The following is a 25675-nucleotide window of genomic DNA, read 5'->3' on the forward strand; positions in this document are numbered from 1 at the left end:
TTTCACCTGGAAAGAGAGATGTCTATGCCAACAGCCAGCATACACAACGCAGACCTTTTTTACAAAGAAAAGGGCGCCGGGCTCCCCATCCTGCTGATTCATGCCAATGGGGCCAACGCGGATCTCTGGGGAAGTACCTTTGAACGCCTGGCGACACGCAACCGTGTTATCGCCTATGATCGCCGGGGCTTTAGCCGCTCCAGGCAGTCACCTGTAGGCGATCTCCATCAACATGCCGAGGATGCCGCCACTCTGCTCCAGCAATTGCGCGCGACACCAGCGACTATTGTTGGCGCAGACACGGGCGCGATTATCGCCCTCGACCTGGCGTTACATCATCCAGAACTGGTCGCGTCCCTCGTCCTCTGCGAAGCCACCTTTCACCTGCGCAAGCAAAAGGCCGTGACCGCCTTCCTGGATAATGTCCGCCTACGCTATCTCCAGAAAACAAAGGGTCTACGAGCCGCAGCCGAGGTATATTATCACGACCTCTTAGAGGAAAAATCCGGCGAGAGTGGCTTTACACACCTCTCACCGGAATGGCGCGAGGTGCTACTTACCAACGCGGAGGCGGCTCTACAGGAGAACGCGGCGGGAACAGGTGAGTATATACATACGCATGAACTCACACAGATCAAGCAGCCAGTCACCTGCCTGATAAGTACACGTAGTCAGCCGTTCTTCCGCGAAGTTGCACAGAAGCTCGCCAGTGCCTTGCCACAAACACGTAACCGCATCATTACAGCGGCGGGACACTATATGCACCTTGATCAACCTAATCAATTTTTGCATGAAATCACGGAGGCCCTGCCAGATAAGCTCACGCTGACCCCTATTGCGAAATCTGACAAGCGCGCGCGACAAAACCATAAGATCTCAAACAATTCCACTATTCCGAAGCAGCCATAGATATATTAGCAGGCGCCACAGGTGATATACTGAAGTATCTTCATCGGCACAAAGGGCGTTGTAGGGGCCATGCTGGCATGGCCTATCACCACGAGTCAGGGTACCCTGCCTGCGAGAGGAGTCCAAGCCAGCTTGAACCCTACAATTTGCCAGCTGCTTACCAGCTGCACTACTTATTGCCAATGAGGGTAGAAATTCAAGACAGTGGATACATCAAGTAACAACACTCTAAGGGAGAATACATGTCTATGCAAGTAGGGCTTCAGCTTTACACCGTACGCGATCAGACAGCGCAGGATTTCAAAGGGACGATTCGTAAGGTTGCGCAGCTAGGCTACCAGGGCGTCGAATTCGCAGGCTATGGCGATCTGAGCGCGGAAGAACTGCGCGGCCTACTCCAGGAGACTGGGCTCAAAGTGGCTGGCAGCCATGTAGGCTACCATCTTTTACAGGCCGACAGCGCACGCGAGATCGAGTACTGCCGCCAGATTGGTTGCCCTTATTTGATCGTTCCCTACATGTCGCGTGAGGACCTCAACGACACGGAACGTCTGCTGGCCTTCGCCAAGCAGATGAACGAGTATGGGAAACGTTGCCACGAGGCGGGAATCACGCTCGCCTATCACAACCACAACCACGAATTTGAGAAGCTAAACGGCAGCTACTTGCTGGATATCCTGGCCGAGAATACAGATCCTGAGCTGGTCAAACTCGAACTGGATACCTACTGGGTCGCGTTTGCCGGTGTCGATCCCAAGGCCTATCTCCAACAGCATGCCGGGCGTGTACCCCTGGTACACCTCAAAGACATGACGGCGGAGCGCACCTTCACGGAAGTGGGCAATGGCACGCTGGACATCCTAGGCTACTACACCACCGCCAAAGAGGTTGGCGCGGCCTGGTATATCGTTGAGAACGACGCTCCAACCATTCCTTCACTGGAGAGTGCTGAGCGTTCCTTTAGCAATCTGGCTAAACTTACCCAACGCTAGTCATTAGTTCCATCAATAGATGGAAGAGATGCACCCCCTGGCAGGAGATCCCCCCTGCCAGGCCCTTGCTACAATAGAAGTGTCAGGGCGAATTGTCAGGACGAACGCCTCCCAGCATGGCTGGCACAGGCAAGCAATGTAGAAATAATGAGTGCGGCAGCTTCACGTGGTAGGAGTACGGTAGTATGGAGATCGATAAGGAAAGACAAAAGAAAGCTCGCGCATATGCACGCAAGCGACGGCATGTCACACTCATCAATATGGGGGTGGTATCTGCTGGCCTGCTTATCATACTCATTACGCGATGGGATGCGGGATTACGCGACCTGGTGCGGGCCGGGACGCGCATAGGCTGGGTCTCCCATACCCTCCCATTCCTCCAGTGGCAACCCCTGGCGGGCTGGTATCCCTGGCAGATTCTGCTCTACTTCCTGGCAATCATACTCTTCTATCAACTGCTTGCCACACCCGCGCTGGTCTATGGCAGCTTTATCCTGCCGCGTCGCTATGGCATCTCTATCCAGACCCTAAGCGGCTGGATCAGCGACGTAGGCAAAAACTTTGTGCTCAATCTGGGACTTGAGGCGGCAGCCATCTCGCTCATCTATGGCCTGCTCGCGCTCCAACCCCAGTGGTGGTGGCTCTGGACAGCCCTGGCCATGCTCTTCTTCTCCGTGGTTATGGCTAATCTCGCGCCCATCTTGATTTTTCCCCTCTTCTACAAATTCAAGCCACTGCCAGCAGGCGAGCTGACAGAACGCCTGGTCAAGCTGGCAGCCAGCGCTGATACACGCGTCCAGGGCGTCTTCACCATGCAGATGAGCAATAAGACCACGACCACCAACGCGGCTCTAATGGGCCTGGGCAATACACGCCGTATCGTCCTGGGTGATACCATGACCGACAGGTATTCAGAGGATGAGATCGAGGTCGTGCTGGCCCATGAGCTCGGACACCATGTCCATCACGACATTTGGAAGATGATCGTCAGCCAGTCGATCCTGACTCTGGGTGGGCTCTACCTCGCCAACCTGGCACTCCACCAGGCGGTTGAACAACAAGGGCATTACCAGTCCCTCACGGACCCGGCAACGCTGCCCTTCTTCCTCCTGTTAACAGCGCTCTTTAGCCTGATCGTGATGCCCGTAGGCAACATCTACAGCCGTCACATGGAGTACCAGGCCGACGAGTACGCGCTCCAGATGACGCAGAAGGTCGATGCCTTCAAAAGCGCCATGCGCAGGCTCGCTAACCAGAATCTCACCGAGATCTCGCCCTCTCCGCTTGTGGAGTTCCTCTTCCATTCGCACCCCTCCGTCAAGCGGAGACTGCAACACGCGGATACGTTCGCCGAGAAGCGCTACTCCTCGCTTAAGGCATCCCTCAACATGCCCAGGAGGGTCGCGGTCTCATCAAGCGAACCGCCAGGCATCGTCAATAATGGCTCATCCACGCCTAGGTCAGCCCACTGATCTAGCCGAGCAACAACCTCCCGTGGCGTACCTACAATGGAGACGGCATCGAGCATACGTGGGCTAACCGCTTCGATGGCCGTCTTCATGCCTTTCTCCCAGCCAGCCAGCACAGCCTGGACATCTTCCGTGTAACCATGGCGCGAGAGCATCTGCGCGTAATAGACCCCCATCTTGCCGATATAGTAAGCCAGAGGCGAGGCGGCCGCTCGGCGCGCGCTCAGCATCTGCTGCTCGCTGGCACCCTCTGGCAGAAGGGCGGTCGTAATATAGGGCGCGATAGCCACACTATGCGCGGGACGGCCCGCCTGTTGTGAACTCTCATCCAGTTGCGCGCGCATCTCGCCAAACCTCTCCACCGGCCAGTACACGGGCAGAATGCCATCCCCGATCTCACCTGTCTGCGAAATGTTCTTGGGTCCCATGGCCGCGATGTAGATCGGAATATCGGTGCGCAAAGGTGTGAAGCGCAGCTTAAAACCTCGCTCAAGTTGAAAGAACTCACCTGTATAGGCCAATTTCTCGCCGCGTAAGATCATACGGATAATATCCACATATTCACGCGTGCGCTTGAGCGGCTTCTCAAACTTGACGCCATGCCAGTGCTCAATGACGTTCGCACCCGAGGGACCCAGACCCAGCAGGGCACGCCCACCCGAACGCTCGTCCAGGGTAGCAATAGTGCTAGCAATCAACGCTGGCGTGCGCGAATAGATATTCGCGATTCCAGCACCCACTTTAATACGCTTTGTGGCCCGCAGCAGGTCGCCCATCGAGGTAAAGAGTTCATATCCCCAGGACTCGCCCAGCCAGACCGAGTCGAAGCCCAACTCATCAGCCACGCGTACCTTCTCGACAATCTCATTCCAGGCCCCTGGAAAATTAGGAGAGTCGGCCACGATGCCGATACGCGAGCGATAGGCTCTACGCGAGGTAGGAGAAGAGTGTGTGTCAGACATAGCTCGCACATCTATCCTTTCAAATAAACTACCAGTAACGAAATACTTCTCTCTGCATGGTAACATATTTCCGCGTTGAAAACGTGTCAGCCAGAAAACACCTTCCAACTCACTACGCGAGCTTTTAGGGTAAGGGTGCGGGTGGAAAAGCTGGGCGATGCCCAGCTTTTCCACCCGCACCCTTACCCTAAGCGCTGCAGGCGCGAAGACGCCCCTACGAACAAAATGATATACTTTATATCATCTAAGGGATGTGGTGGAGAGCTGGCGGAGTCAGCTCTCCACCACATCCCTTATCCCCCGCGAAGCACCACAGGTGCTGAGAAGTGACGCAACAATAACTTTCATATAAATCGATAAATGCAAATGTTTTACCAAAAGGAAAGGTAATTGTATATGCTACGCGGCACAAATATTATTTTGCGACCAATCAAGCAGGAAGACCTGGAGACATTAGAGCGCTGGAACAATGATCCAGACTTTATTGGCGAGTTTAACAACTTTGGCTTGCGCGGGTATGGCTCACAGATACGCGCCTTTGATGAGGGGGGCACGCTCAGCGACCGCTCGGGGCACCTCGTCGTGACGACACTAGAGGGAAAGCTTGCGGGGAGCATGGACTACCACATGACACGCTATGGCCCAAACGAGGGCAGCAAAGCCTATATGATCGGCATCGCCCTCGCACCTGAGCACCAGGGAAAAGGCTATGGCGTCGAAGCACAACAACTCCTCTCCGCCTATCTGTTCGCGGCATTCCCCATTATGCGCGTCGAGGCCATGACAGACATAACAAACCGCCCTGAGCAGCGCGCACTGGAGAAGGCTGGCTTCACACGCGAGGGCGTGGTACGCAAAGCTCAATGGCGCAACGGTGCCTGGCACGACCAGATCCTCTACAGCAAACTCCGCGGCGAGTAGTAATGTTGCGATGAGAGAAGGGCCGTGGATATGGGTAGCCACAGGCTACCCATATCCACGGCCCTTCTCTCATCGCAAATGTGTATGTTGTTACAGTACAATCCCCAGGAAGATCAGTGTCCCAATAAGAGCCATGCTTACCACAAATGGCGTAATGGTGGCGGCAAGCGCGCGCCAGAGGTCCAGGTTGTGTACAGCTCGAATCATGATCACGTAGAGCACGAAGCCATAGACATCCAGCAGCCACACCAGGCGATCCCCCACGAAGGGGATGCGAGCCACAAAGAAGTAAATGACGGTCAAAGGGAGAGAGATGAGCAGCGAGAGATAGCACTGTTGTACAAAGCTACCCTGCCCACGAAAGGCACGCGCCGTCAAGTAAGAAACATACTCCGTCAGGAAGAAGCCACCAATGACAAAGATACAGGCGACCGAATAGAAGATTGGCGTCACCAGGGTAAACGATGGCTGCGAGAGCGCGATCGTCAGCGCGATAAAACAGGCCAGAGCCAGAACCTGTACCAGGACCAGCGGCTCACTGGCACGCGTTTTCTCCTCAGAAAAGACACGCAAACCAGGATTGCGCAGGACACGCGCATAGCGATTAAACAACGTACGCACCAGGGAGGAGAGAGTACCCGTCGATGTCAACGGGGGAACATCTTGAGAAGGCTGGCTAGACATAATAAAAGCGTGCTCCCTTCAAAATACACATACATCAATATATTAATCATGGACAGTGTTCATCAGGAAAAGAGATCCCTATAAGTTATACACGAAAAATCTCTTTTTGTCTGTGAAATAGCCAACATTGTTTGCAAATATAAGCTGCGTGCAACGTGTTCTTCTAAGAGACCTCTCGCCACTAAGTGGCTCGCCGGGTCCTGGTTGTGTGTGCTGGTGTGGCTGGCGTAGCCAGCCACACCAGCACACACAACCAGGACCATATATGAGGTATTGCAAGGGTAAGTCGACTTATCACGAGTTTTATATGTGTGGCCTTTGCCGGGAACTAAAGGCCATAGGAGATTGTTCTCAAAGGTAGAAGCTTATAGTCTATAGCATTTTTCAGTTTTCTCTGAAAGGAGAATGTATCATATGGCACAGTTAGAGAAAGCCACCTTTGGCGCGGGCTGTTTCTGGGGCGTTGAGGAGACCTTCCGTGGCATCAAGGGCGTGACCAATACAGCTGTTGGCTACGAGGGAGGCACCTACACGAACCCAACCTATCGCGATGTCTGTACAGACCAAACCGGGCACGCCGAGGTCGTGGAGGTGGAGTACGATCCAGAACAGGTCCCCTACGACCAGCTCTTACAGGTCTTCTGGGAGAACCATAATCCGACCACGCTCAATCGCCAGGGTCCCGACGTCGGCACCCAGTACCGCTCGGCCATCTTCTATCACACTCCCGAGCAACAGAAGGAGGCGGAGGCCTCCAAGGAGCGAATGCAGGCCTCCGGTCGCTACAAGCGCCCCATCGTGACCCAGATCGTTCCCGCCACTACCTTCTACCGTGCGGAGGAGTATCACCAGCGTTACCTGGCGAAGCGCGGCCTCTCACACTGCCACTTTGAATAAAAACGTACAAAAAGAAGATGGCGCGCAAAATGCGCGCCATCTTCTTTTTGTACATTAGCCCGATGCCTAGGAAAGAGGTTTATGCTCATGCGTGCACGTGTGCTCATGGTGGTGAGTATGAGCATGACTTTGGGGTTCATCCAGGAGTTCGCCGAGCCAACAGCGCAGGACATTGGGGCGCTCTAGCTCGCGCTTGCCCAGGCCGTAGCCGATGCGGCTCAGGCGCAGGGGAGGGCGGCGGAACTCTGCCAGGGCCGTCAGCAGCGCTGCCCCAGTTGGCGTGACCAGTTCTGCAGGCGTCATATCTGAAGTGACGGGCGCGCCGACAGCAGACAACAGGTTTAGGACGGCAGGCGCGGGTAGGGGTAACCAGCCGTGCGCGGCTCGCGTCCAGCCTGCCCCCAGGGGCAAGGGGCTGGCAAAGACACGCTCTACATCCAGCAATTCAAGGCCCGCCACCACACCTACGATATCGACAATCGCATCCAGCGCGCCTACCTCGTGAAAATGCACATCTTCGGCAGGATAACCATGCACCTTGCCCTCCGCCTCCGCCAGCAGGGTAAAGACATGCAGGCTCTGGCGCTTGACCCGCTCCGAAAGCGTGCTAGCCTCAATGAGGGCGCGCACATCTGAGAGGTGGCGATGCTGCTCCTGCTCAGGAGCTGTCACCAGGGCGCGCGTTCCCGCGATATAGCCACGTACCTCCTGGCGGCTGCCAATCTGCCAATCCGTGATCTGGAGCTTCGCCAGTTCGGCTCGCAGATCTTCAAGAGAGAGACCCAGGTCCAGCAAGGCCCCAAGCGTCATATCGCCACTGATACCCGAGAAACAATCAAAGTAAATTACCTGAGACATGTTAAAGTCCATCTATCCTTTATGACAAAAATTGCTATACATCAGCTCTCCAGGCCAGTAGGGGTCCCCACGATGAGTCGGGAGGTCCCTATCGAGAAAAAATGCTCCCTAGTCGACCAGCTTGCGCGTGACAGAGGGAAGTTTCTTCAGGATGCTGCGCAGGCTGAGCCCCTGACCCAGGAGCGTAAAGAGCACGACTGCATAGGTATCATAGATCAAAGCACTTCGATCTGGAACATTGAGCGGAAGCGCCAGGACGAGTGCGAGCGAGAGCGCGCCTCTTAGGCCACTCCAGAAGATGACAAAACGCCAAGAGCGCAAGCGCATACCCGAAAAAGGCGGGAAGCTGCTCGGAATTAAGAGCACCATGACCAGGCGTGAGACCAGAACCGAACATACCACGAGGGCACACTTCAGCAGCAATCCATATGCATCGGGCGAGGCGAAAAATTGGACCGGGTTGATCTGCGCCCCTACCAGCAAGAAGAGCAGAGCATTGACCAGGAAGGCGCTCATAGCCCAGAAATTATCCGTTACCTCCAGGGTTCGCTCAGAGAGGCCATGCTTGCGTCCATAGCTGCCCAGCACCAGGCCCGCGCAGATCACTGCCAGAATGCCCGACATATGCAAAAAATCAGCGATCAGGTAGACACCATAGGCGGTAACAATCGTAATCGTCGTCTCAATCATAGGGTCATCGATTAAGCGCACGCCACGCGTGACGATGAAGCCACAGGCCAGACCCACGACAACGCTGCCACCTCCTTCCAGCAAGAAGGTAGATAGTCCCTGGCCCCAGGCCTGTGCCGGCTGCAAGCCCTGGCCATTGATTGAGAGCAGGACCAGCGCTAGAAATGTCTGATAGAGCGCCCCGCGACCCCGTCATTAAAGAGGCTCTCAGCCTCGATAACAGTCGCGAGTTGCTCATTGACCGAGAGCTGGCGAAAGAGGCCCAGCACCGCAATCGGATCGGTAGGCGAGAGGATCGCAGCCAGCAAGAAGGCATCCAGCCAGGTAAGGCCCGCGAAGGCGTGTAGCGGTACCGCGATTAACACCAGCGAGAGCAACAGACCAGGAAACGCCAGGAGAAAGATCACCTTCCAATTCTCGCGCAGGCGCTCAACCGAGAGCGACCATGCCCCCTCGAAGAGCAGCGCAGGCAGAAAGACAAACAGCACCAGGTCAGGAGTCAACCGTACCTCGGGAGCCAGGTTAAAGACACCAATTAGCAACCCAACCACCACCAAACCCAATGTGTATGGGACAGTCAGACGACGCGTCACAAGAATTACCAGTAACGCAATCAACGCCAAAAAAACGACCTCACGCACAAGGTCAGCCAGATCTCCTTGTAGCAAGGCGGCAGTTACAATAGGCACAAATTGCACTCTCATAAAGCTCCACTATGAATCCAGGCAGGCAGAATAAATAGACGGTTTCATCATAGCACAACAAACAAACTACTAGCGGTATAAAATCCTTCTTGTTGAGTGGTGTGATGTCTCCTGGCAGCCTGCAGACTGCCAGGAGACATCACACCACTCAATAACCAACTGGCGAGCGCCGCAGGCGCGAGAAGGCGGCCTGTACCCGAAAAGAAAAAGGTGGGTATTACCCACGAACATGAGTAATACCCACCTCACCTAAATAAAGAAAGCGCCAAAAAAAGGAAAAGTGAAGGAAAATTATTCTAGTTCCCCCCAGGCATGGCTATGCGCTGACTTCTGGCTCCTACCCATTCTCCTCAGCCAGAGTGACACGCGCCACAATGGCGGTGATATTATCCAGCCCGCCATGCTCATTGGCCTGGGCGATCAATTGCTTCACGCCCTCTTCAGGCTCCTGCTGGCGAAGAATCTGTGCGACCTCATCATCCTCAACCATACCCGAGAGGCCATCCGAACAGAGCAGCAAGATATCACCATTCTGTAGAGTCTCGGTAAACATGTCGATCTCCACCCCTGGATCGATGCCCAGGCTACGCAGGATGACATTGCGCTGGGGATGTACTCGGGCCTGCTCTTCTGTAATCAGGCCAGCTCGCACCTGTTCCGCCACCCAGGAATGATCGTCTGTTACCTGGTGCATGTTCTCTTCGCGCAACAGGTAGGCCCGGCTATCACCAACATTCGCGATATAGGCGGTCGAATCCTGGATGACGCAGGCCACGCAGGTGGTTCCCATGTCGTTCCCCTCCTGGATGGCGCGCTTAAAAAGATCCAGGTTGGCCTGGCGAATCGCCCCTTTTAGAGCCTGGGCGATATTCGCTTCCTTGTTCTCATAATATAAGCGTTTGACCGCGTTAACCACCATATCACTGGCGACCTCGCCGCGCGCATGACCCCCCAGGCCGTCGGCGACGATAAGCAACACGCCTCGCTCGCACAAGGTTTGTGCATCTTCAGGCAGTTCAACGAGCAAACTATCTTCATTCAACGAGCGTTTACGTCCTGTGTCGGTACCTTGAGCAACCGTGATGTGAAGCGAACGTTCCACCATAAAACACTCCTTTTCCAAACCCAATGCACGCTAATAATAGATAAAAACACTGGTTCGCACAAATGCGACACAGACAGCAGGCAATAGAAATAAGATAATGCATAAGATAGCTAGTAGAATGTTGTAACGATATACTGAGAGCGCCTTCTTGTCAAGAGGTAGCAGCAGCAATAACGGGCATGGCAACAGAGCAATAGCGAACAGGGGAAACTCTTCATGGCACAAAAAGGGCTGACCTCGCCTGGAGAGGTCGGCCCAGTCACAAACAGGGGGAGTCAGGGAGTCACATTGCGCGGCTACTGCGCGTTAACAGTAAAGGTATAAGGCATGATATACATGGCGCAGACGCGCTCTTTACCATTGCACAACGCCCGTTTGCTGAAGTTCAGCGTCGCATGGCCCGTTCCCTGAACACTAAAGCGCCAGACACAGACCTTGGCTCCCTGGTCCGCAAAGCCAGCCGTCATCTCCATCTGGAGCGGCCCCTCGGACTTTGTAGGTCCAGCCCAGCGACTACCAAAGGGCAGTTGTACCTCCATCACATCGCCTTTATGAACGGTGACTGTGCTATCCTGCTGCGTAGGCTTCACTGTTACAGTCGGGTTAGACGGGCGCGTCTCAAGGACGGCATCAGAGGGGCAGCCATTCTGGGCTCCAGACCCCTTGACGGTCTTCGTACTGCCATTGCCTGGATTACTATTGCCGCTGCCTGTCCCGCCCGTGCCACTACTCGTAGCCCCACATCCAGCCAGGAAGAGCAGCAGGAACAGCGAGAGCACAATGGTTATCAAAAAAGGCTTGCGACGAAGAACCAGCAACGTATAGGCACCATTTTCAGTGGGCATAGGATGCGCCTCCTGCTTTATTATAGATCGGGTATGCATAAACATACGCTCCTTTGGCTGTAACTAAGACGCCATCATACCTGGCATTTTCTGGTGCCTCCCAGGCACCACTTTCCTCTTCCCTGCTCCGCCATCTTCATCACAGACAAAACGTCTCACCATGTGAAAAAGTTCCCACCACCCAAAAGATTACAAATCGTTAACTATATCTTAAAAAAAGGGCAGGATAATAGAGACTGAGCAATACTATGTTGATTTTGTCGAGGACTAGAAACATTGAAAAGTATATATTTACTACGCTCCAGTGGCCAAAAACGTCGCCTGGCCTCAAGTAAGAATCTGCTACGCCGGGCAGCCCTACTATGTTGTCTATTGCTCGGCACCTATGTGCTCACCAGTTGTAGCGCACCAGGCAGCCAGAGCCAGCCCATCACAGGAAAACTACGCGTCACCGGCTCTACAGCCCTGCTGCCCCTGGCACAGGAAGCGGGCAAGCTATTTGAACAGCAATATCCAGGAACAAAGATTGAAGTCAGCGGAGGTGGCAGCGGACATGGACTCGATGCCGTTACTGCCCAACAGGCGGAGATAGGCAATTCAGATATTTATGCCAATCCCGCGATCTACCCTGATCCCAATCTCACCGATCATATTGTCTGCGTCACCCCCTTTGAGATGATCACCAATCCAGGTATTACCGTCCCCTCGCTCACCCAGCAACAGATTATTGATATTTTCTCAACTGGCAAGATCAATAACTGGAGCCAGCTAGGTGGCCCAGACCTCAGGATCACCCCTATCGTGCGCCCGAGCAACTCCGGCACACGCGCGACCTTCCGCAAATACATTCTAGGTGGCCGCGACGAAAAGGGTACCCTACTCACAACTGACTCCTCTACTACCGTCCGCGACACGGTCGCGAAGACGCCCGGAGCCATTGGCTATGTGGCGGCCTCATACGTGGCAAACGCGATTCATACCGTAGAGATCGATAATCAGAAGGGTACCGTCAGCACGATCGCCTCAGGCAAATACAACTTCTGGAGCTATGAGCACATGTACACGCTGGGAGGCGATGATGCCGCACTGGAGGCCTTCCTGCAATTCATGCTTAGCTCAGGTGTCCAGCAGAAGGCCCAGGAGATGGGCTACGTTCCCATCAACAGCATGCAGACCCCAGGTGTAGCCAGCGTCTCCCCCTAAGCATTTTTCCATAGCATAGAAGTCTCGGGGCAAAATTTCGGGCGGACGCCCGAAATTTTGCCCCGAGACTTCTATAAATTCATTTGACAAATGGCAACAGAGAACGTTACAATATTTCTCTGGTTAGACGATTTCTACAAAAGAACACGAGCCTCCCACCAGCCTGGCAGGGTGAGGCACACACGCGTCTATTCTAGCGAATGGGAGAGTTGTACACGACTCTAGTAGCTTAACTATTGCAGTTACATCTCTTCAGGTTCTCCCCATTGAGCAAAACAAGACGTAGACCGACCATTCAGGCAATACATCTTCTGCTACGTACCTAACTAATACGGGTAAGCAATTACCGACGGTATCGGCTCAATCCAGCTAGTAGGCATTCCTGATGCTTTAGCCATTGAGAGCACTATAATCACATGTTATTGTGATTGTACACCATGCCAGCGTGCCCAGACCCGGTTGGTGAGGAGGCGACATATGCAGGAGGTGTATCGGTTTGAACAGATTTATAGCATCCCTTCTTGTCCTGCTGGCGGGAGCCTCATTCGGCATTCTCTCCACTGTGGTCAAGTTAGGCTATCATGCGGGCTTCTCCGTGGCAGAGATCACAAGCTCCCAGGTCCTCTTCGGCTGCCTGGGGCTCTGGCTCTTAAGCCTTCCTTCACTCAAATATTTGCGCTACATCCGTAAGCTAACGCTTGGGCAGCTCCTGCTCAGCGGCCTCTTTCCAGGACTCACCGGCGTTTTTTACTATATGGCCTTACAGACCATCTCGGCTTCGCTTGGCGTCGTCTTGCTCTTCCAGTTTGTCTGGATGGGGTTGCTGGTCGATTGGATCTTACAACGCAAGGCGCCCACGCTTAGTCGCTGGCTGGCCCTGGTCGCGGTCCTGATCGGCACTGTGCTGGCAGCCAACTACCAGGTTTTACTTACCTCGCACCTGGAGCTCAAGGGTATCTGCCTGGGCCTGCTGGCCGCAGCCAGCTATACAGGTAATATCGTCATCAATGAGCGCGTAGCGCCCGAGGTCCCTCCAACGCTGCGTAGCACCCTCATTATGACGGGCGCACTCATCATCACTCTTGTAATTTTTCCGCCACAGTTTCTCTTTACTGACGCGCTTTCTCATGGACTCTGGTTCTGGGCTATCATTCTTGGCTGCTTTGGCGTCATTATCCCGCCATTCCTCTTCGCGCGAGGAGTTCCCGTCGTTGGCGCAGGCATCACAACCATTCTAGGTTCTATTGAGCTACCCGTGGTTATCATTATGTCTACGTTGGTCCTCAAAGAGCATGTGGAGCTTATCCAATGGGCAGGCGTTGTGCTCATTCTGCTGGGCATTACCCTGACCCAGCAGAGCAACTTGCTCCCGAGAAGCTGGAGCAAACGCCTGGCACACAATATAAGCAAGTAAGAGTAAGAATAGAGGGTGTGGTTGTGGATCAGCTTTGCTGATCCACAACCACACCCTCTATTCTTACTCTTACTGAAGCCCCACAGGTGCTGAGAGCGACGCTTTTAGCCCTGCGATGAATGTAGGCGGCGATCCGAACTTGCGCTATGCCCCCCTGGGCGGACGCTGAAGTTGTACTCGGGTGAAGCTTGCGACAACATACGCTCGCCATCAGAGATGGGGCGGACACGATAGCCAACCTCATCATTGCCCTCAAGCTGGAAGGATATCATATTGACGCGTATCTCCTGCGAGAGGGCATTGAGCTTACGCGCCATAGAGAGCACGTCACCCACAAAGACGCTCCCTGAGCGATACAACTCTTCACGCGTTTCAGCCGAAAGCGATCCACTTACACTTCCTTGCTTGCCCAACACCTGGGTCGCATTCGTCAACTTCGTTAATTCCTTCTCAACCTCTACAAGATTTTGCGTCAGTTGCCATTGTGTCTGCTGTGCGTCACGGCACATACGCTGCGCCTGAGTTTCAAGGGTACGCAATTCTTGCAGGTACATAGAGGCTACGCCATTTCCCAGCGCGCTCCCTCCTCGAACCGTCGAATCACGTGTCAGTCCCTTCTGTAAGCGATCCGTCACCTGGATAATCTGCTCATTCAAACTCTGCATGGCCAGGAGTCGCTTCTGCGCGCTCTCGTCAGAGAGATTGTGTAGGCGCTCACGCGTCTGCTTCAGCTGTGTCGCCACCGACTCCACATCGAGTGAGGCAGCCTCCGCCTTCTCATCTCCCTGTAGACGCGCGGGTTTCAGTCGCGAGACGGGCTTGCCGCTCTCCAGCGTATTCAGGATGGAGAGGAAGTGTTCCGCGCGCTCAACTTCATAGCGCGAGGCGGAATCAAGCTGATCAATAACGGTCTGGATACGTGTAACGAAGCGGCGGAAGCGACCAACTGTGAAGTTAAAGGCATTGGCCAGCAGATCAATAGGATCGCTATTCACGTTGGTACTTACCCGCAGGTCGCCCGCATTTACAACGCGCATGGTTGAGAAGAGGTGCTCAGCGGCGTTCGTCAAGGCCACGTTCTGGCGCTGAGTCTCCTCCAGCAACGCGACAATCGCATCCAACATGGCATTGGTCGAGGCCGAAACGCTACTAATCTCGTCACGCCCAACGACATCTACACGCGCCGAAATGTCACCCCCTTCAACGGACTGTGTCACGCGCAACAATTGCTTCAAGCGCTGCACAATCGTACCAGAGATAAACCAACCAACCAGGGCAATGGCGATAAAGGCCAGAATGGAGCCAATGATCGTCGTCAGGAGCTGTTGTTGCTCTTCAACACCCGCGGCAATATTAATGGAGTTGGAAAGGCGCTGGTTAAGCTGAATAAGCGCACGTAACGCGCTCAGCGCGTCACCATTCGTAGGCTCGGCCTGCACGCGCTCAAAATTGGCAGCCTCAGTCAGATTATGTGCATCGACGCTGGAAAGGACCTGCTCCAACGAGGCCTTATATACCAGCCAGGTACGCTGCGCACTGGCCGCTAGTGTCTCTTGCTGGTGTACCTGCCCGCCGTTACTGGCCTCTTCCAGCATAGCCACCTGCGTTGGATGTTTGCTTACCAAGTCCTGGCCCACATAGTTCTTGAGCGTCGTGTCATAGCGTGTAATCAATCCACGGAGCGCTGTCTCATCCTGCTTGATTGTCTCTTTGGAAGGAGAGGCGGCACCTGCATCACTAATCAACGTAGCCGTCTCAGTATTCATCAACTGCAAAAAGTTGGCGCCTGTCGTAAGAGAGGTATTGGTACGTAAGAGATCTTGATAGAACTCTGACTGGCGACCAAGGGATGCCGAGCGCTGCGCTCCTACCAGGCCTGCCACCAGGGCCGCAATTACAGCAGCCAGGAGGAAGCCGATAGCCAGGCGTTGTCCAATTGGCATATCAAGGACGAGCGTACGTCCTCCGCGCATGCGCGGGCGAATATGAATAGTTGTATTTGAAGGTGTCTGAGACAGATTTGCGAGCGGTGTTCTCGTATTCCTGGCAAGTCCATCGGAAACAGGAGATATATTGCGTGTTTGAGGCCTGATCAAACTCATGGCCCTCAACCTTTACCTTTCTACAAAGCTGTATCTGCATCCCGTAACCGCCTCTTATGCTCTACCCATCTCTTCATCACCTTGCTACCTGTCACGCCACGTTAGCCAGTAAAATAGATGCTACAGCTACGCCTTGTTCACACAGAAGAAAAACACATGAATATCCATCTATATACAGCAGAGATGCAGAGTAGTGCACATATAAGCAAATTCATTGTCTACTCTGGAAGGCTATTTAGCCTTGCGCATCATGCCGCTACTTAGTAGCTTACTGCCGTTGGATTAAGAGAGTATTATGTAAAGGTAAAAAAGACCCATCTTTATGGCATACAAAGAAAGATTTAAAGCCAGGTTAACATAAAAAAGCCTGAGTACATTAGCAGTCTCTCATGTCTTAGTCGAGCTGAAATTTTACTATTACCTTAACTTATGCCTTAACACCCTCTTAAACCTTATACCCTTTCATAAAATTGGTAAAGAACGTAGTGAAGGAGGGCTGGCTCGGCCAGCCCTCCTTCACTACGTTCTTTATTTCTTCTAAGCGGTCAGGCCAACGATGGAGAGCATAACCAGGAGTTCTTCGGATTCCTGGAGGAAGCGTGCGGCAGGCAACACTTGGTGAACCAGGCCAACTTCAAGGGCGGCGTGCGCGCTCAAGGTCTCACCACTCTTGGCGAGACGCTCAAATACCTCCGGTTTTAGGAGCGAGGGAAAGCGCTGCGAGGTCGCGGAAGGAAAGAGGCGCGCGTTTTCAGCAGGCAGACGCAAAGTCACATCCTCGCGCGCAATAAGCGTATCACAGAGCGCGGCCAGCTCGCTGCCAGGACCATAGGCATGACCTTTAATCAACGCCACCGAGGGGATTCCCTGTTGTGCAAGCTGCTGAAAAGCCTCGTCGACGCTTCGCGCCGCCTGGTGCAATTTCTGTAGTTCCATGGGATCCACGGGAAGGTCAAAACCCGAGCAGAATGCCTCTTCGCCCATGCCAGTGAGGACGACCAGGTTCAGAGTTTGCTGCCGAGCAGAGCGGAGAATTTCCGCCAGCCGTAACAGCATAGCCGTATTTAAGGCATTGTGGGGAACATTATCGAGGATAATCCAGAGGATATCGTTACGTACCCTGGTACGGACGCTTGACATACGACCTTCCTGTTGCTTTGCGCCTCGCGGGAGGGCACATACTTTCTACTGATGCTTAGACTCGTTGTTTATTATACCATCGTATTCCCTTTTATAGAAGCATGCAAATGTAAGGTCAGGGCCTTTCGGTTCCTACCCCGGCTCGCTCCCCTTCTCCCTGAGCGCCGCAGGCGCCGTAAGTGAAAGCCCGCATAGGGAATGAGTGGTACACTCACTCCCTATGCGGGGCTTCTCCTAGCGCTTCTGCTGGTAGGCAGCGAGCATCTGATTGATAAAGGCTCATTCCTCACTGGAGTAGGGCATAGGCACCGAGGGCGAGAGCAGCCCCACCTTATCGTAAAAGCGCAGCGTACGTATTGAGACCGAGGCCATCTGCGCGAACTGACCGGTATGATAAAATTGGCGATCCAAGTGCTACCTCCTTTCAAACAGGAGTATAAAACGTGACGTAACGTCACGGTCAAGCCCCTATCATAACAAAAAAAGAGCAAGCAGGGGAACGTCGCCATTGACGTTCTCCTGCTTGCGTATGAGAGTGCAGAAAACGGGAAAAGGGTGTATGTTTAGGATCAGCGCCCGGTAAAGTTGCGCTCCTTGCGTTTCTCGATGTAGGCACTGATGCCTTCTTTGGCGTCCTCGCTCTGGAAGCAGAGCTGCTGTAACTCGCGCTCGATGGCCAGGGCCTCGGAGAAGGCGACCTCAGACCCCGACTGCACGGAGCGCTTGATACGCCCAACAGTGCGCGAGGCCTTATTCGGCGGGCAGAAGGTTTTGGCATACTCCAGGACCTTCTCCCAGTAGCCTTCGGAGTCATAGATATAGTTAATCAGGCCCAGGTCCTGTGCCTCCTCGAAGCTCATTAGCTTGCCCTCGGTCATATACTCGATGGCCTTGTTCTTGGGCAGGGCACGTGCCATACGCTGCGTGCCACCCGTTCCCGGCAGCACGCCCAGGTTGATCTCGGGCAGGCCGACCTGGCCCGCGCCACGGCGCGCGATACGAATATCACAGGCCAGGGCAATCTCCAGGCCACCACCTACAGTATGCCCATTGAGGGCGGCAATCACCAGCTTAGGCGTCTGCTCCAGTCGGGTGAGCGTCTCATTGGCATGCAGGCAGAAATAGTATTTGTAGGTGGGGGAGACGGAATTGAGCATGCTGATCTCGGCTCCCGCACAGAAGAAACGCTCGCCCGCGCCCCGGATCACGATGACATGCGCGTTCTCATCGAAGCGGGCCTGCAAGATAGCTTCATCCAGTTGGCGCATCATCTCATAGCTATAGGTGTTGGCTGGTGCATTGCTCAACTCAATGACGGCAACGCCATCAGTGACAGCATAGTTTACCAGGGTGCGCTCGGAAGTGGTTGTCATAGTAGTTCGTCCTTTCGCTCAACATAGTCGTAGAGGACAGCATCGTCCTTAATATACTCAAAAGGCGTATGACAGGCATGACAGTAGTACTGCACGGTCAGCAGTTGCTGGCCGAACAAGGCATCAAGTTCAGTCTGTGTCGAAGCACAGAAGGGGCAGGCGACCGCGCTCTCGCGCTGGTCTTGAGCGGCAGAAAATGATTGCGTTGCTGCCTGATCCGGCTGAAACTGCTTCATCACTGCGCTCCTTGCCCCTGAGGTCGCAAACGGCGCGTCACCGCGTCCCAGCGCTCCCAGGGAAGTGCTTGCGTGACGCGCCAGGTATTGTTCTCTGAGTCAAAGGCGACTGGCATCTCAAAGTCCACGGCCTGCAAGGCTGGCATAATCGTGTGCAGAAAACGGGCGCGCAAAGCATCAGGTGTGGCGTCAATGATGCCTTCCTGGTGAAGGCGCTGCATCGCGGGATCGTCCTCGGGGCCAAACCAGCAGAGCGTCTCCTCCCAGAGTCCTAAGAGAGAGGCGGACATCGTCGCTCGTACCGCGCCGCCAGCCTTCATCAGGCGTCGCACCCAGCCATCGGCGTGCGCGGCATGGATGCGCTCTTCCAATAAAATTTTGCGCGCGCGCGCGCCTAGCGGCTCATAAATTGAGCGTTGCGCCGCCACGAAAAAGGTTGTCAGCGCGGTATCCAGCAGGAAGTTGGTCGCTACAAAATCGCTCCAGCCCGCGAAATCCTGATCCAGGAAGGAGAGCGCATAGTTCAGCGTGCGCGTCTCCGGCTCGACCTGAGCGGGATCGGCCTGCGCCTGGGTGAAGTTTGCCAGCAGGGGATAGAGCGTGCGCGCATGCCCCAGTTCGTCCTGCGTCATCGCCGCCGCCGCAACAGCCGCCTCCAGCGTCGGCGCGCCATTGCACCAGAAGGCATAGCGACGGCCAATGGCCTGTTTATTATCGGCCAGCGACGAGAGCACAGCGAAGAGGGCCGCGTGATCGGTACGCATGGTTGTCGTCATAGATACAAGCTCCTAGCACTACAAGCATTACGAAGCGATAACGGTTACAATACAATCACGCGGGATAAGCACCATCTCAACCCAGGCGAACTCGTCGTAAATACTACGGGCATACACACGCGCCAGCTCGACATCATCGGCCATGACATTGCCGATCTCGTGCAGCGGCTCTTCATACTTGCGGCGGGCATAGACGCACCAGACCCGTGTATCATTGAGCGCCTCGCGGCGCGCATGCCCCTCTTCCGCTTGTCTGCTCTCTATTGACATATTCATGCGGAGACTCCCCAGGTGCGCATAATATCGATTCCCTCCTCGCTCAAGCGGGCCTTCGTCCAGGCCGGATCCCAGACCACCTCGATCTCCACCTGCTCAATCCCTGGCTCGCGTAACAGACGCTCGCGCACATCCTCAAGGATAAAGTCGGTCGCGGGACAGCCCATAGCCGTGAAGGTTAGTTGTACGGCCACATGCGAGTCGTGCCGCTCAATAGCAACAATCAGGCCCATATCCACGACGCTGATGGGTAGCTCCGGGTCCATCACGTCACGTAGCGCGTCCCAGAGCGCGGGGCAGCTTGGATGATCGTGCGGAAGATCCTGGAGCGAGGGATATATCGTGGTCATACATCTTGCTCCAGTTGGCGCAGCATGGCTTTCTTCCCCCGCTGGATCATCGCCACAAAACGCTCGTTGCTGGGTCCTCTGGCCTTCCAGCGCACCAGTACATCGTTCCATGTACAGGGACTCTCCTCTAGCAGCCAGCGCTTCCGCGTGGCGTCAAAATGGGCGGGAAAAGCACAATCAATCACATACTTTTGTTGCTCAGTATCGTAGTGAGCCGGCACCTGAAGCTGAAGCTCCTCGCAGAGGGGAACCGCGGTCGACATCCAGATCTGACGCAGCTCGTCGTTGCTATGCCCCTTAAAGCCATACTCCAGCTGCTCGGTATGCTTTTTCAGCGTATCGGGGAGACCAAACCACTCAACCGTCAATAGAAACATCCAATTGACCGCGTTTTGCAGCGACTCGTGACCTGCGCGATCTTTATTGAGGCGACGCATCCACTGCTCGCCATGCCGCAGGTGGAAGGTTTCCTCTTTATCAACCTTGAGCAGGGCACGCTTCCAGGGACCAAAGGTCGTGCTTTGATAAACATCGCTGAGGAGAGTATAGCCCGCGCGATCATAGAAGGCATTCGCGACGATCAGTTCGACCCAGCTCTCCAGCGGCACATCAAAGGCGTAAGGATACTTAAACTTGGCGGGCTCGCGCTCAAAGATCAGCTCTTCGGTGTTGACCCCTAGGTCGCGTAGAAGACGGTAGGCAATATGCGCATGGCCCAGTTCGTCCTGGATAATCGAGATCGCCGAGCCGAAGGCATTGAGGGAGGGCGCGTGAATAGCGGCATTATAGTAGGCAGGTGAGCTGATGAGTTCAGTATCGGCGGAGACCGTCAAGATACGCTTGATCCCTTCAAGATACAGCGGACTCATATGCTCAACCGATTCAATTAACTGTTGCTTGCGAATACGTTGCAGCAGAGCCTCCTCGCTCTGGAGCGTTGGGATCGCGGTGGTCATGACTCGTCACTCCTTCTCGTCTACATTGAACAAGCAGGAACCGCCCTTGAAGATGGGTAGAGCATACCATCCATCTTCTTACCCCAGCATACCACACCACTATATCTCCATATGGACATATCCATTGTATGTTGTAGCACAGGAAAAAGTCAAGGAGAGCAAAAAAAGGTCTGGTGCTGGCTGTGTGTTGTGGGCGATGCCCACAACACACAGCCAGCACCAGACCTTTTTAAATGCCCATGATCTTGGTCAAGTAGTTGCGTGTCTCGGCGGGTAAATAATTCATCCAGTTCGCCCCGCCCTGATTGACAGCGTTCTGCACGGTACCAGAGCCAGCATTATAGGAGGCCAGGGCCTTGGCATAGTCGCCGCCCCACTGGTCACGTAGCTGCGCCATATATTTGGCGGCTCCATAGAGCGCCTGCACTGGGTCCCAGGGATTGAAGCCCAGGCCCGCTGCGGTAGAAGGAAGAAACTGCGCGATACCGACCGCGCCCGCTGGCGAGACTGCATTAGGATTAAAACTGCTCTCGGAATAGATCTGGCGCACAAAATAGTCAGGGTTAATCCCATACTTCGCCGCAGCCTCACGTGCGATCTGTACATACTGATTAGTCGAGAGCTGTGATGGAACGCCTGCTGGAACAGAGCCCGCCTGAGAAGGATTGGCAGCTTTATCCTCCTGGTGAGGAGAAACGTTCCAACTATTAATTGGTGACTGAGCCAAGTTCATAAGATCCGTCAATGGATTACTGGTCTGCCCTCCACCTAAAGGAGTCAAGGAGAGCAAAGAGGTCAGGACCACACCGCACAACGCCCCTAGAACAATTGCATAGCGGAGCTGTGAGTTAATCTTCCTTACAGGCTTCAGGTCTTCCGTGTGACGTTCTGACTCGGGCAGAAGCGTGGTCGTCCGGCGCGAAGCTTTCGGCTTCTTACCAGGGATTACAAGATATTTTGCGGCGGCGGTCTGCCGCTCGGGTGCAGACTGAAGGGCAGAGGTAACAAGGGCCTGCGTCGTTGCGACATCGTAGAGCACACGCGTCGAAGCAGGCTGGATCAGACCCGTTGTCGTAGTGCCTGGCTGAAATGCGGGGGCGAGCGATCCCGTGTACTGGGGTGGAAGAGTAGTAGTGTTGGGCGCAGAAACCGATTGCGTATTGACACCATCGCCTGCGGCAGCGGACGTAATGGGAGGGAAGAGAGCATTGGTGTGAATAGGGCGCTCAGTCGTCACTTCATCCGTAGAAGTCCCTTCCACACGGCTAAACGACGGGAGAGAGCGAAATTGCGACATAACCTACCTCATTACTACAATAAACTACCTACTGGGAATGAGTCTAAACGATGTGGATGCGCTCGTCAATTTTCCGCCGTCAACTGGGTGAAAAGTAATATGGTAAAGCACAGCAATTTTTAACCATAGCTTATGTATAAGAACATACTTAAAGCAGATGTATCTTTATACTTACTTTTGGGCAACACCTAATATCATATGCGCATTCGTGAATGACTTCTCGCGCCTGCGGCACTCGCTAAAAAGGAGGTGTGGAGGATGTTGGGAGCCTGCGGCTCCCAACATCCTCCACACCTCCTTTTTAGGGCAGACATCTAAAAAAGCACCTTGCATATGAGGTTAAACAAAAAGAAGCCCGGCAGGAGTTTACCTACCGGGCTTCTTTGTTAGCTCTTTGGGGTCGGGGTAGGAGCAGCCAGCTCGCGCTGGCGCCTCCTGGAGCGAGGTTTAGGCGTCGCAAATGAAGCCTCCTCCTGGAGCACATCAGCGTCAACAGGAGCGTGTTGCCTCTTTAAGGGACGCGCACGAGGTTTCACACGACGGGCCGCACGGGCTGGAAGATAGGGTTCCATCGCGTGTAGTGTGTTCAGGTATACCTGCTGTTGCTCATAGATTAGCTCAGGGACTTCCAGGTGCCGCCATTCACGAGGAAGAAACGGCGCGATCTGGGCGCTGACATCGGCATAACGTAGGTGATCCACCTGGCTCAACCAGTGAGCGATATCGACTAGTGCAGGCTGCTCGGTCAGGCGAGCCATATTATGGACCGCGCTCATCAACAGGAGCAGGCGCCGCTGCGCGGAGGTTGCTACATACTCTGAGCCACCTTCGGGATCGAGCGAGCCACCTTGTAGCGCTGGCGTGACTGGAAGTGGTAGATAATGTGCCCCCACCAGGTGACGCTCGCCCAACTCACTTAGCGTACGCGTCTGTATCCCAACGTGCTCTAGCTCGCCTGGCAGGGCACGCAAAAAGTCGAAGATACCGCTTCCGCGACTATGGCGCTCACCAAATGTCTCAAAGTCCCAGCCCAGCACTAGCTGCTCACCAGGGGTCTGAGCTAACCATGAGGCATATGTGGTGGCATAGAGGGGGAAATCGGACCAGCATATATCACTGAAGCGTACGCCGATATCATCACTCAACTGGCGATGGCGGGCAAACAGGAGCGGAGCATGTGATGAACGCTCCTCTCTCGCTCTCAGACGCCTGGCGGCAATCGGGCGTGCATAGGCTCCCTCGTCGCCATAACGATAGAGGTAGGTACAATCACGCCAGCCCAGGATATGTGCCTGCCCATCCATCAGCGCGCCTTGAAAACCAGCGGCATCCAGAGCATTGTATAGCGGGGCCGACATAGCCAGTTCAGTGCTATCCACAATGCGTGGACGCTTGCCAAAAATTGTATGAAGGCCCTCAGCCATCTTGCGCATACTGGCCTCAAAGGCAGGCAGATCGAAGAGGAAAAGCAGGCTATGGTAGGGTTCAACTCCCAATAATTCAACACGCTCTTCCGCCACCAGTTCGCGGAAGAGATCCAGCAAGGATGGCTCCCACGTCTGAGCTTGTTGGAGGAACGAGAGAGAGAAGCCAATAGACAAACGCAGGCCATGACGAACCAGGTCCAGGAACACCCTTGTAGCTGGATAATAACAGTTCTGAGCAACCTGTCGAAAATAGCGCTCATTTAACGCCTCGTCGAAGAGGCAACGAGCGATATCCTCAAAGGAGGCCCCGCGCGGTATAGGTTGCGCGGGTAGTTTTAAACGACGAGGTTGATGGACTACGGTATAGAGCGCGACATCCGCGACCATAAAACCGTCCTCTCAAAACTAGACGCCATGCTTCTCCGCGACCTTTTCCTCCGCCTGCGAAGCTGGCTTTGTGTTACTAATCTGGGGCGCACTTGGGGCATGTAAAGCTGCATTTGCCTGTATTGGCAGCAGCGGCACATTCTGTTTGCGAGCCAGGAACTCAAGCTTGCTCACCAGATTGGCAATGACACGATCCCAGACAAACTGCGAGGAGGTGCGATAGCCTCCCTGGCGAATGCGCTCCTGCTCCTCGGGATGGCGCTGCATGTAGAGGAGATAACCGACGATCTCATCGGGGTCCTCGGTCTCAGTCACAATCGCATTCTCGAAGGAGATAGCGTAATCCTCACCGGTAGAGCCAGTCACAGCGATACCCTGCGCAGCCATGACCTCCAGGGCCACCAGGCCGAATGGCTCGTGTCCGCTATTAGCAAGCGTTGCATCGGCGGCGGCGTACGCCACACGCACAAACTCTTCGGGAAGGAAGAAGCGCAGATTGTAGACATCGGCGGGACCCGCCTGCTCAATCAGGTCGATACACTGCTGCAAGTTGGGACGCTTGGCTTCGATATCGCGAATGACCAGGCCACGATGATAGGCATGACGTAGCACATCCGCACCATGAGGTTCGATACCACCGCGCACAAAAAGCGTTACCGGATGACCACTCTCTTTTAAGCGGGCCGCAGCCTCGATAGCCATCATCCAGCGTTTGTCGGGATCGAAGCGACCAATTTTGAAGAGGAAGAAACGACGTGGGTCATTTTGACGGGCCACGGCGCGCAGGCGCGTCACAGCGTCCTGGTCCACTGGCTGCAAATAGCGTGCTGGAATACCGTTGGGGATCACCAAAGGATTGACGCTGTAGTTCCACATTTTATGCTTCATATACTTACTAACTGTACACAGCGTCGTCACAAAATTGAGGCGTCCCCAGTCGATACGATGCAGCGACATCAGGCTATTGAGGTTCCACAGCATGAGGGTTCGCTGGCGCAGGCCAAACCAGTGCAACAGGTCGGAGGTACGCATCATCGCTTCAGCAGTATGCCAGTCCTCACCCATAATTACGACCATTTTGCCTTCGGCGGCGGCGGGGCGCACAATTTCACTATAGATATGATAGGGAACGCTCTCGTTGTAGTCATAGAGCTTCTGTTCCTCACCATCATAGACACCGTTGGGATAATACTGGCTTACCCACTGAGACCAGCGCTTGAGAATCAAACGCCCCTCAATACGGTGCTCAACACTGGGCTTCTGAGCATCGCCAATATAGATAAGGTGGGTCGTATACCCCTGCGTTGCCAATGCTTCACTGAGCTCAGCGATGCGTGTTCCCAGGCCGCCAGCCGTCGAGTAGATATCTGGTCCCTCAAAGCACAGCAATACAAAAAGTGTATTCTCTGGCGATATGGCTCCATCAAGTTTCATCATAAGCAGAAAATCCTCTGGTTTAGAATAACAAGCACGAGGAAGAGGTGATTGTTCCGTGTCAAAACAAGGCCGCAGAACAGAGATTCATTCTTTCGCGACTATATTTCCAGTATATCACACACGCATGGCAGGCTATAGCACAGGCAACGCGAAATGTCCTATGCAAGGCGTAGGAAGGTAGAGTTTTCATCGGCTTCTCACCTCAACTTCAAGCCTCCTCTATCTATTTCCATAAAATTCAATTTCTGTGGCAGATAATGCAAAA

26 protein-coding genes are annotated in these 25675 nt (G+C 54.3%); 7 read left to right on the forward strand and 19 right to left on the reverse strand.

Features of this window, described 5'->3' with window-relative positions:
* The first annotated feature begins 24 nt into the window (after positions 1-24).
* The 3 genes from JMJ16_RS36075 to JMJ16_RS36085 all read left to right on the forward strand — a co-directional run bounded on the left by JMJ16_RS36075 (position 25) and on the right by JMJ16_RS36085 (position 3373).
* Positions 25-909: an alpha/beta fold hydrolase gene (locus JMJ16_RS36075; protein ID WP_201389515.1), complete on the forward strand. Its 885-nt coding sequence runs from the start codon at positions 25-27 to the stop codon at positions 907-909.
* A gap of 242 nt (positions 910-1151) precedes the next feature.
* Complete coding sequence (locus JMJ16_RS36080) at positions 1152-1901, forward strand: sugar phosphate isomerase/epimerase (RefSeq protein ID WP_201389517.1); 750 nt, start codon at positions 1152-1154, stop codon at positions 1899-1901.
* Positions 1902-2086: 185 nt separating this feature from the next.
* Positions 2087-3373 carry a M48 family metallopeptidase gene (locus JMJ16_RS36085; RefSeq protein ID WP_201389518.1) on the forward strand — a complete coding sequence of 429 codons (1287 nt, stop codon included), beginning with the start codon at positions 2087-2089 and terminating at the stop codon, positions 3371-3373.
* Here the strand turns inward: JMJ16_RS36085 and JMJ16_RS36090 are convergent.
* Positions 3262-4332, reverse strand: coding sequence for an LLM class flavin-dependent oxidoreductase (locus tag JMJ16_RS36090; RefSeq protein ID WP_201389519.1), 1071 nt, complete (start codon positions 4330-4332; stop codon positions 3262-3264). The two genes, JMJ16_RS36085 and JMJ16_RS36090, sit on opposite strands and share 112 nt — an antisense overlap.
* A 396-nt stretch (positions 4333-4728) precedes the next feature.
* On the opposite strand from JMJ16_RS36090, the gene JMJ16_RS36095 reads away from it, so the two are divergent.
* Positions 4729-5253 (forward strand): GNAT family N-acetyltransferase, encoded by a 525-nt coding sequence (locus JMJ16_RS36095; RefSeq protein WP_201389520.1) that lies wholly within the window; start codon positions 4729-4731, stop codon positions 5251-5253.
* A 90-nt stretch (positions 5254-5343) separates the two neighbouring features.
* On the opposite strand, the gene JMJ16_RS36100 is transcribed toward JMJ16_RS36095, so the two are convergent.
* On the reverse strand, positions 5344-5937 hold the full coding sequence (locus JMJ16_RS36100; RefSeq protein WP_201389521.1) for a YIP1 family protein: 594 nt from the start codon (positions 5935-5937) through the stop codon (positions 5344-5346).
* A gap of 414 nt (positions 5938-6351) precedes the next feature.
* Between JMJ16_RS36100 and msrA the strand changes: the two genes are divergently transcribed.
* Entirely contained in the window at positions 6352-6834 is a 483-nt protein-coding gene (msrA, locus tag JMJ16_RS36105; protein WP_201380978.1) for a peptide-methionine (S)-S-oxide reductase MsrA, read from the forward strand.
* A 66-nt stretch (positions 6835-6900) separates the two neighbouring features.
* Here the strand turns inward: msrA and JMJ16_RS36110 are convergent, their stop codons facing one another.
* From JMJ16_RS36110 to JMJ16_RS36130, 5 genes are all read right to left on the reverse strand, one after another.
* On the reverse strand, positions 6901-7692 hold the full coding sequence (locus JMJ16_RS36110) for a LarC family nickel insertion protein (RefSeq protein ID WP_201389522.1): 792 nt from the start codon (positions 7690-7692) through the stop codon (positions 6901-6903).
* A 108-nt stretch (positions 7693-7800) separates the two neighbouring features.
* Complete coding sequence (locus tag JMJ16_RS56195) at positions 7801-8538, reverse strand: cation:proton antiporter (protein ID WP_307813326.1); 738 nt, start codon at positions 8536-8538, stop codon at positions 7801-7803.
* Positions 8539-8540: 2 nt separating this feature from the next.
* Positions 8541-9086, reverse strand: coding sequence for a cation:proton antiporter (locus JMJ16_RS56200; RefSeq protein WP_201389524.1), 546 nt, complete (start codon positions 9084-9086; stop codon positions 8541-8543).
* Between the two features lie 337 nt (positions 9087-9423).
* Positions 9424-10191: a Stp1/IreP family PP2C-type Ser/Thr phosphatase gene (locus tag JMJ16_RS36125; RefSeq protein ID WP_201389525.1), complete on the reverse strand. Its 768-nt coding sequence runs from the start codon at positions 10189-10191 to the stop codon at positions 9424-9426.
* Between the two features lie 296 nt (positions 10192-10487).
* Positions 10488-11075 (reverse strand): hypothetical protein, encoded by a 588-nt coding sequence (locus JMJ16_RS36130; RefSeq protein WP_201389527.1) that lies wholly within the window; start codon positions 11073-11075, stop codon positions 10488-10490.
* Between the two features lie 237 nt (positions 11076-11312).
* Between JMJ16_RS36130 and JMJ16_RS36135 the strand changes: the two genes are divergently transcribed.
* On the forward strand, positions 11313-12239 hold the full coding sequence (locus JMJ16_RS36135; protein ID WP_201389529.1) for a phosphate ABC transporter substrate-binding protein: 927 nt from the start codon (positions 11313-11315) through the stop codon (positions 12237-12239).
* Positions 12240-12735: 496 nt separating this feature from the next.
* Positions 12736-13653, forward strand: coding sequence for a DMT family transporter (locus JMJ16_RS36140; RefSeq protein ID WP_201389531.1), 918 nt, complete (start codon positions 12736-12738; stop codon positions 13651-13653).
* A 104-nt stretch (positions 13654-13757) separates the two neighbouring features.
* On the opposite strand, the gene JMJ16_RS36145 is transcribed toward JMJ16_RS36140, so the two are convergent.
* The 12 genes from JMJ16_RS36145 to JMJ16_RS36200 form a co-directional block, all read right to left on the reverse strand.
* Positions 13758-15755, reverse strand: a complete 1998-nt coding sequence (locus JMJ16_RS36145) for a HAMP domain-containing protein (protein ID WP_201389533.1) — start codon at positions 15753-15755, stop codon at positions 13758-13760.
* 537 nt (positions 15756-16292) lie between these two features.
* On the reverse strand, positions 16293-16895 hold the full coding sequence (locus JMJ16_RS36150; RefSeq protein WP_201389535.1) for an enoyl-CoA hydratase/isomerase family protein: 603 nt from the start codon (positions 16893-16895) through the stop codon (positions 16293-16295).
* Positions 16896-17174: 279 nt separating this feature from the next.
* Entirely contained in the window at positions 17175-17306 is a 132-nt protein-coding gene (locus JMJ16_RS36155; protein ID WP_201389537.1) for a MerR family DNA-binding transcriptional regulator, read from the reverse strand.
* 158 nt (positions 17307-17464) lie between these two features.
* A complete protein-coding gene (locus tag JMJ16_RS36160) occupies positions 17465-18268 on the reverse strand; it encodes an enoyl-CoA hydratase/isomerase family protein (RefSeq protein WP_201370668.1) in 804 nt (267 codons plus the stop codon).
* The gene (locus JMJ16_RS36165) at positions 18265-18504 is read right to left on the reverse strand and encodes a hypothetical protein (protein ID WP_201389539.1); all 240 of its coding nucleotides are present in this window, start codon (positions 18502-18504) and stop codon (positions 18265-18267) included. The genes JMJ16_RS36160 and JMJ16_RS36165 overlap by 4 nt, the downstream gene beginning before the upstream one ends.
* Positions 18504-19280: a Phenylacetic acid catabolic protein gene (locus JMJ16_RS36170; protein WP_201389541.1), complete on the reverse strand. Its 777-nt coding sequence runs from the start codon at positions 19278-19280 to the stop codon at positions 18504-18506. Before JMJ16_RS36170 ends, JMJ16_RS36165 begins: the two co-directional genes overlap by 1 nt.
* A 27-nt stretch (positions 19281-19307) precedes the next feature.
* Positions 19308-19556, reverse strand: a complete 249-nt coding sequence (locus JMJ16_RS36175; protein ID WP_201389543.1) for a hypothetical protein — start codon at positions 19554-19556, stop codon at positions 19308-19310.
* Positions 19553-19906 carry a metal-sulfur cluster assembly factor gene (locus tag JMJ16_RS36180; protein ID WP_201389545.1) on the reverse strand — a complete coding sequence of 118 codons (354 nt, stop codon included), beginning with the start codon at positions 19904-19906 and terminating at the stop codon, positions 19553-19555. The genes JMJ16_RS36175 and JMJ16_RS36180 overlap by 4 nt, the downstream gene beginning before the upstream one ends.
* Positions 19903-20862 carry a Phenylacetic acid catabolic protein gene (locus JMJ16_RS36185; RefSeq protein ID WP_201389547.1) on the reverse strand — a complete coding sequence of 320 codons (960 nt, stop codon included), beginning with the start codon at positions 20860-20862 and terminating at the stop codon, positions 19903-19905. The genes JMJ16_RS36180 and JMJ16_RS36185 overlap by 4 nt, the downstream gene beginning before the upstream one ends.
* A 229-nt stretch (positions 20863-21091) precedes the next feature.
* On the reverse strand, positions 21092-22159 hold the full coding sequence (locus JMJ16_RS36190; protein WP_201389548.1) for a lytic transglycosylase domain-containing protein: 1068 nt from the start codon (positions 22157-22159) through the stop codon (positions 21092-21094).
* Between the two features lie 386 nt (positions 22160-22545).
* Positions 22546-23973, reverse strand: a complete 1428-nt coding sequence (locus tag JMJ16_RS36195; protein WP_201389549.1) for a glycoside hydrolase family 57 protein — start codon at positions 23971-23973, stop codon at positions 22546-22548.
* Positions 23974-23991: 18 nt separating this feature from the next.
* The gene (locus JMJ16_RS36200) at positions 23992-25410 is read right to left on the reverse strand and encodes a glycosyltransferase family 4 protein (protein ID WP_201389550.1); all 1419 of its coding nucleotides are present in this window, start codon (positions 25408-25410) and stop codon (positions 23992-23994) included.
* Positions 25411-25675: the final 265 nt, after the last annotated feature.

Source organism: Ktedonobacter sp. SOSP1-52 (genome assembly GCF_016587395.1).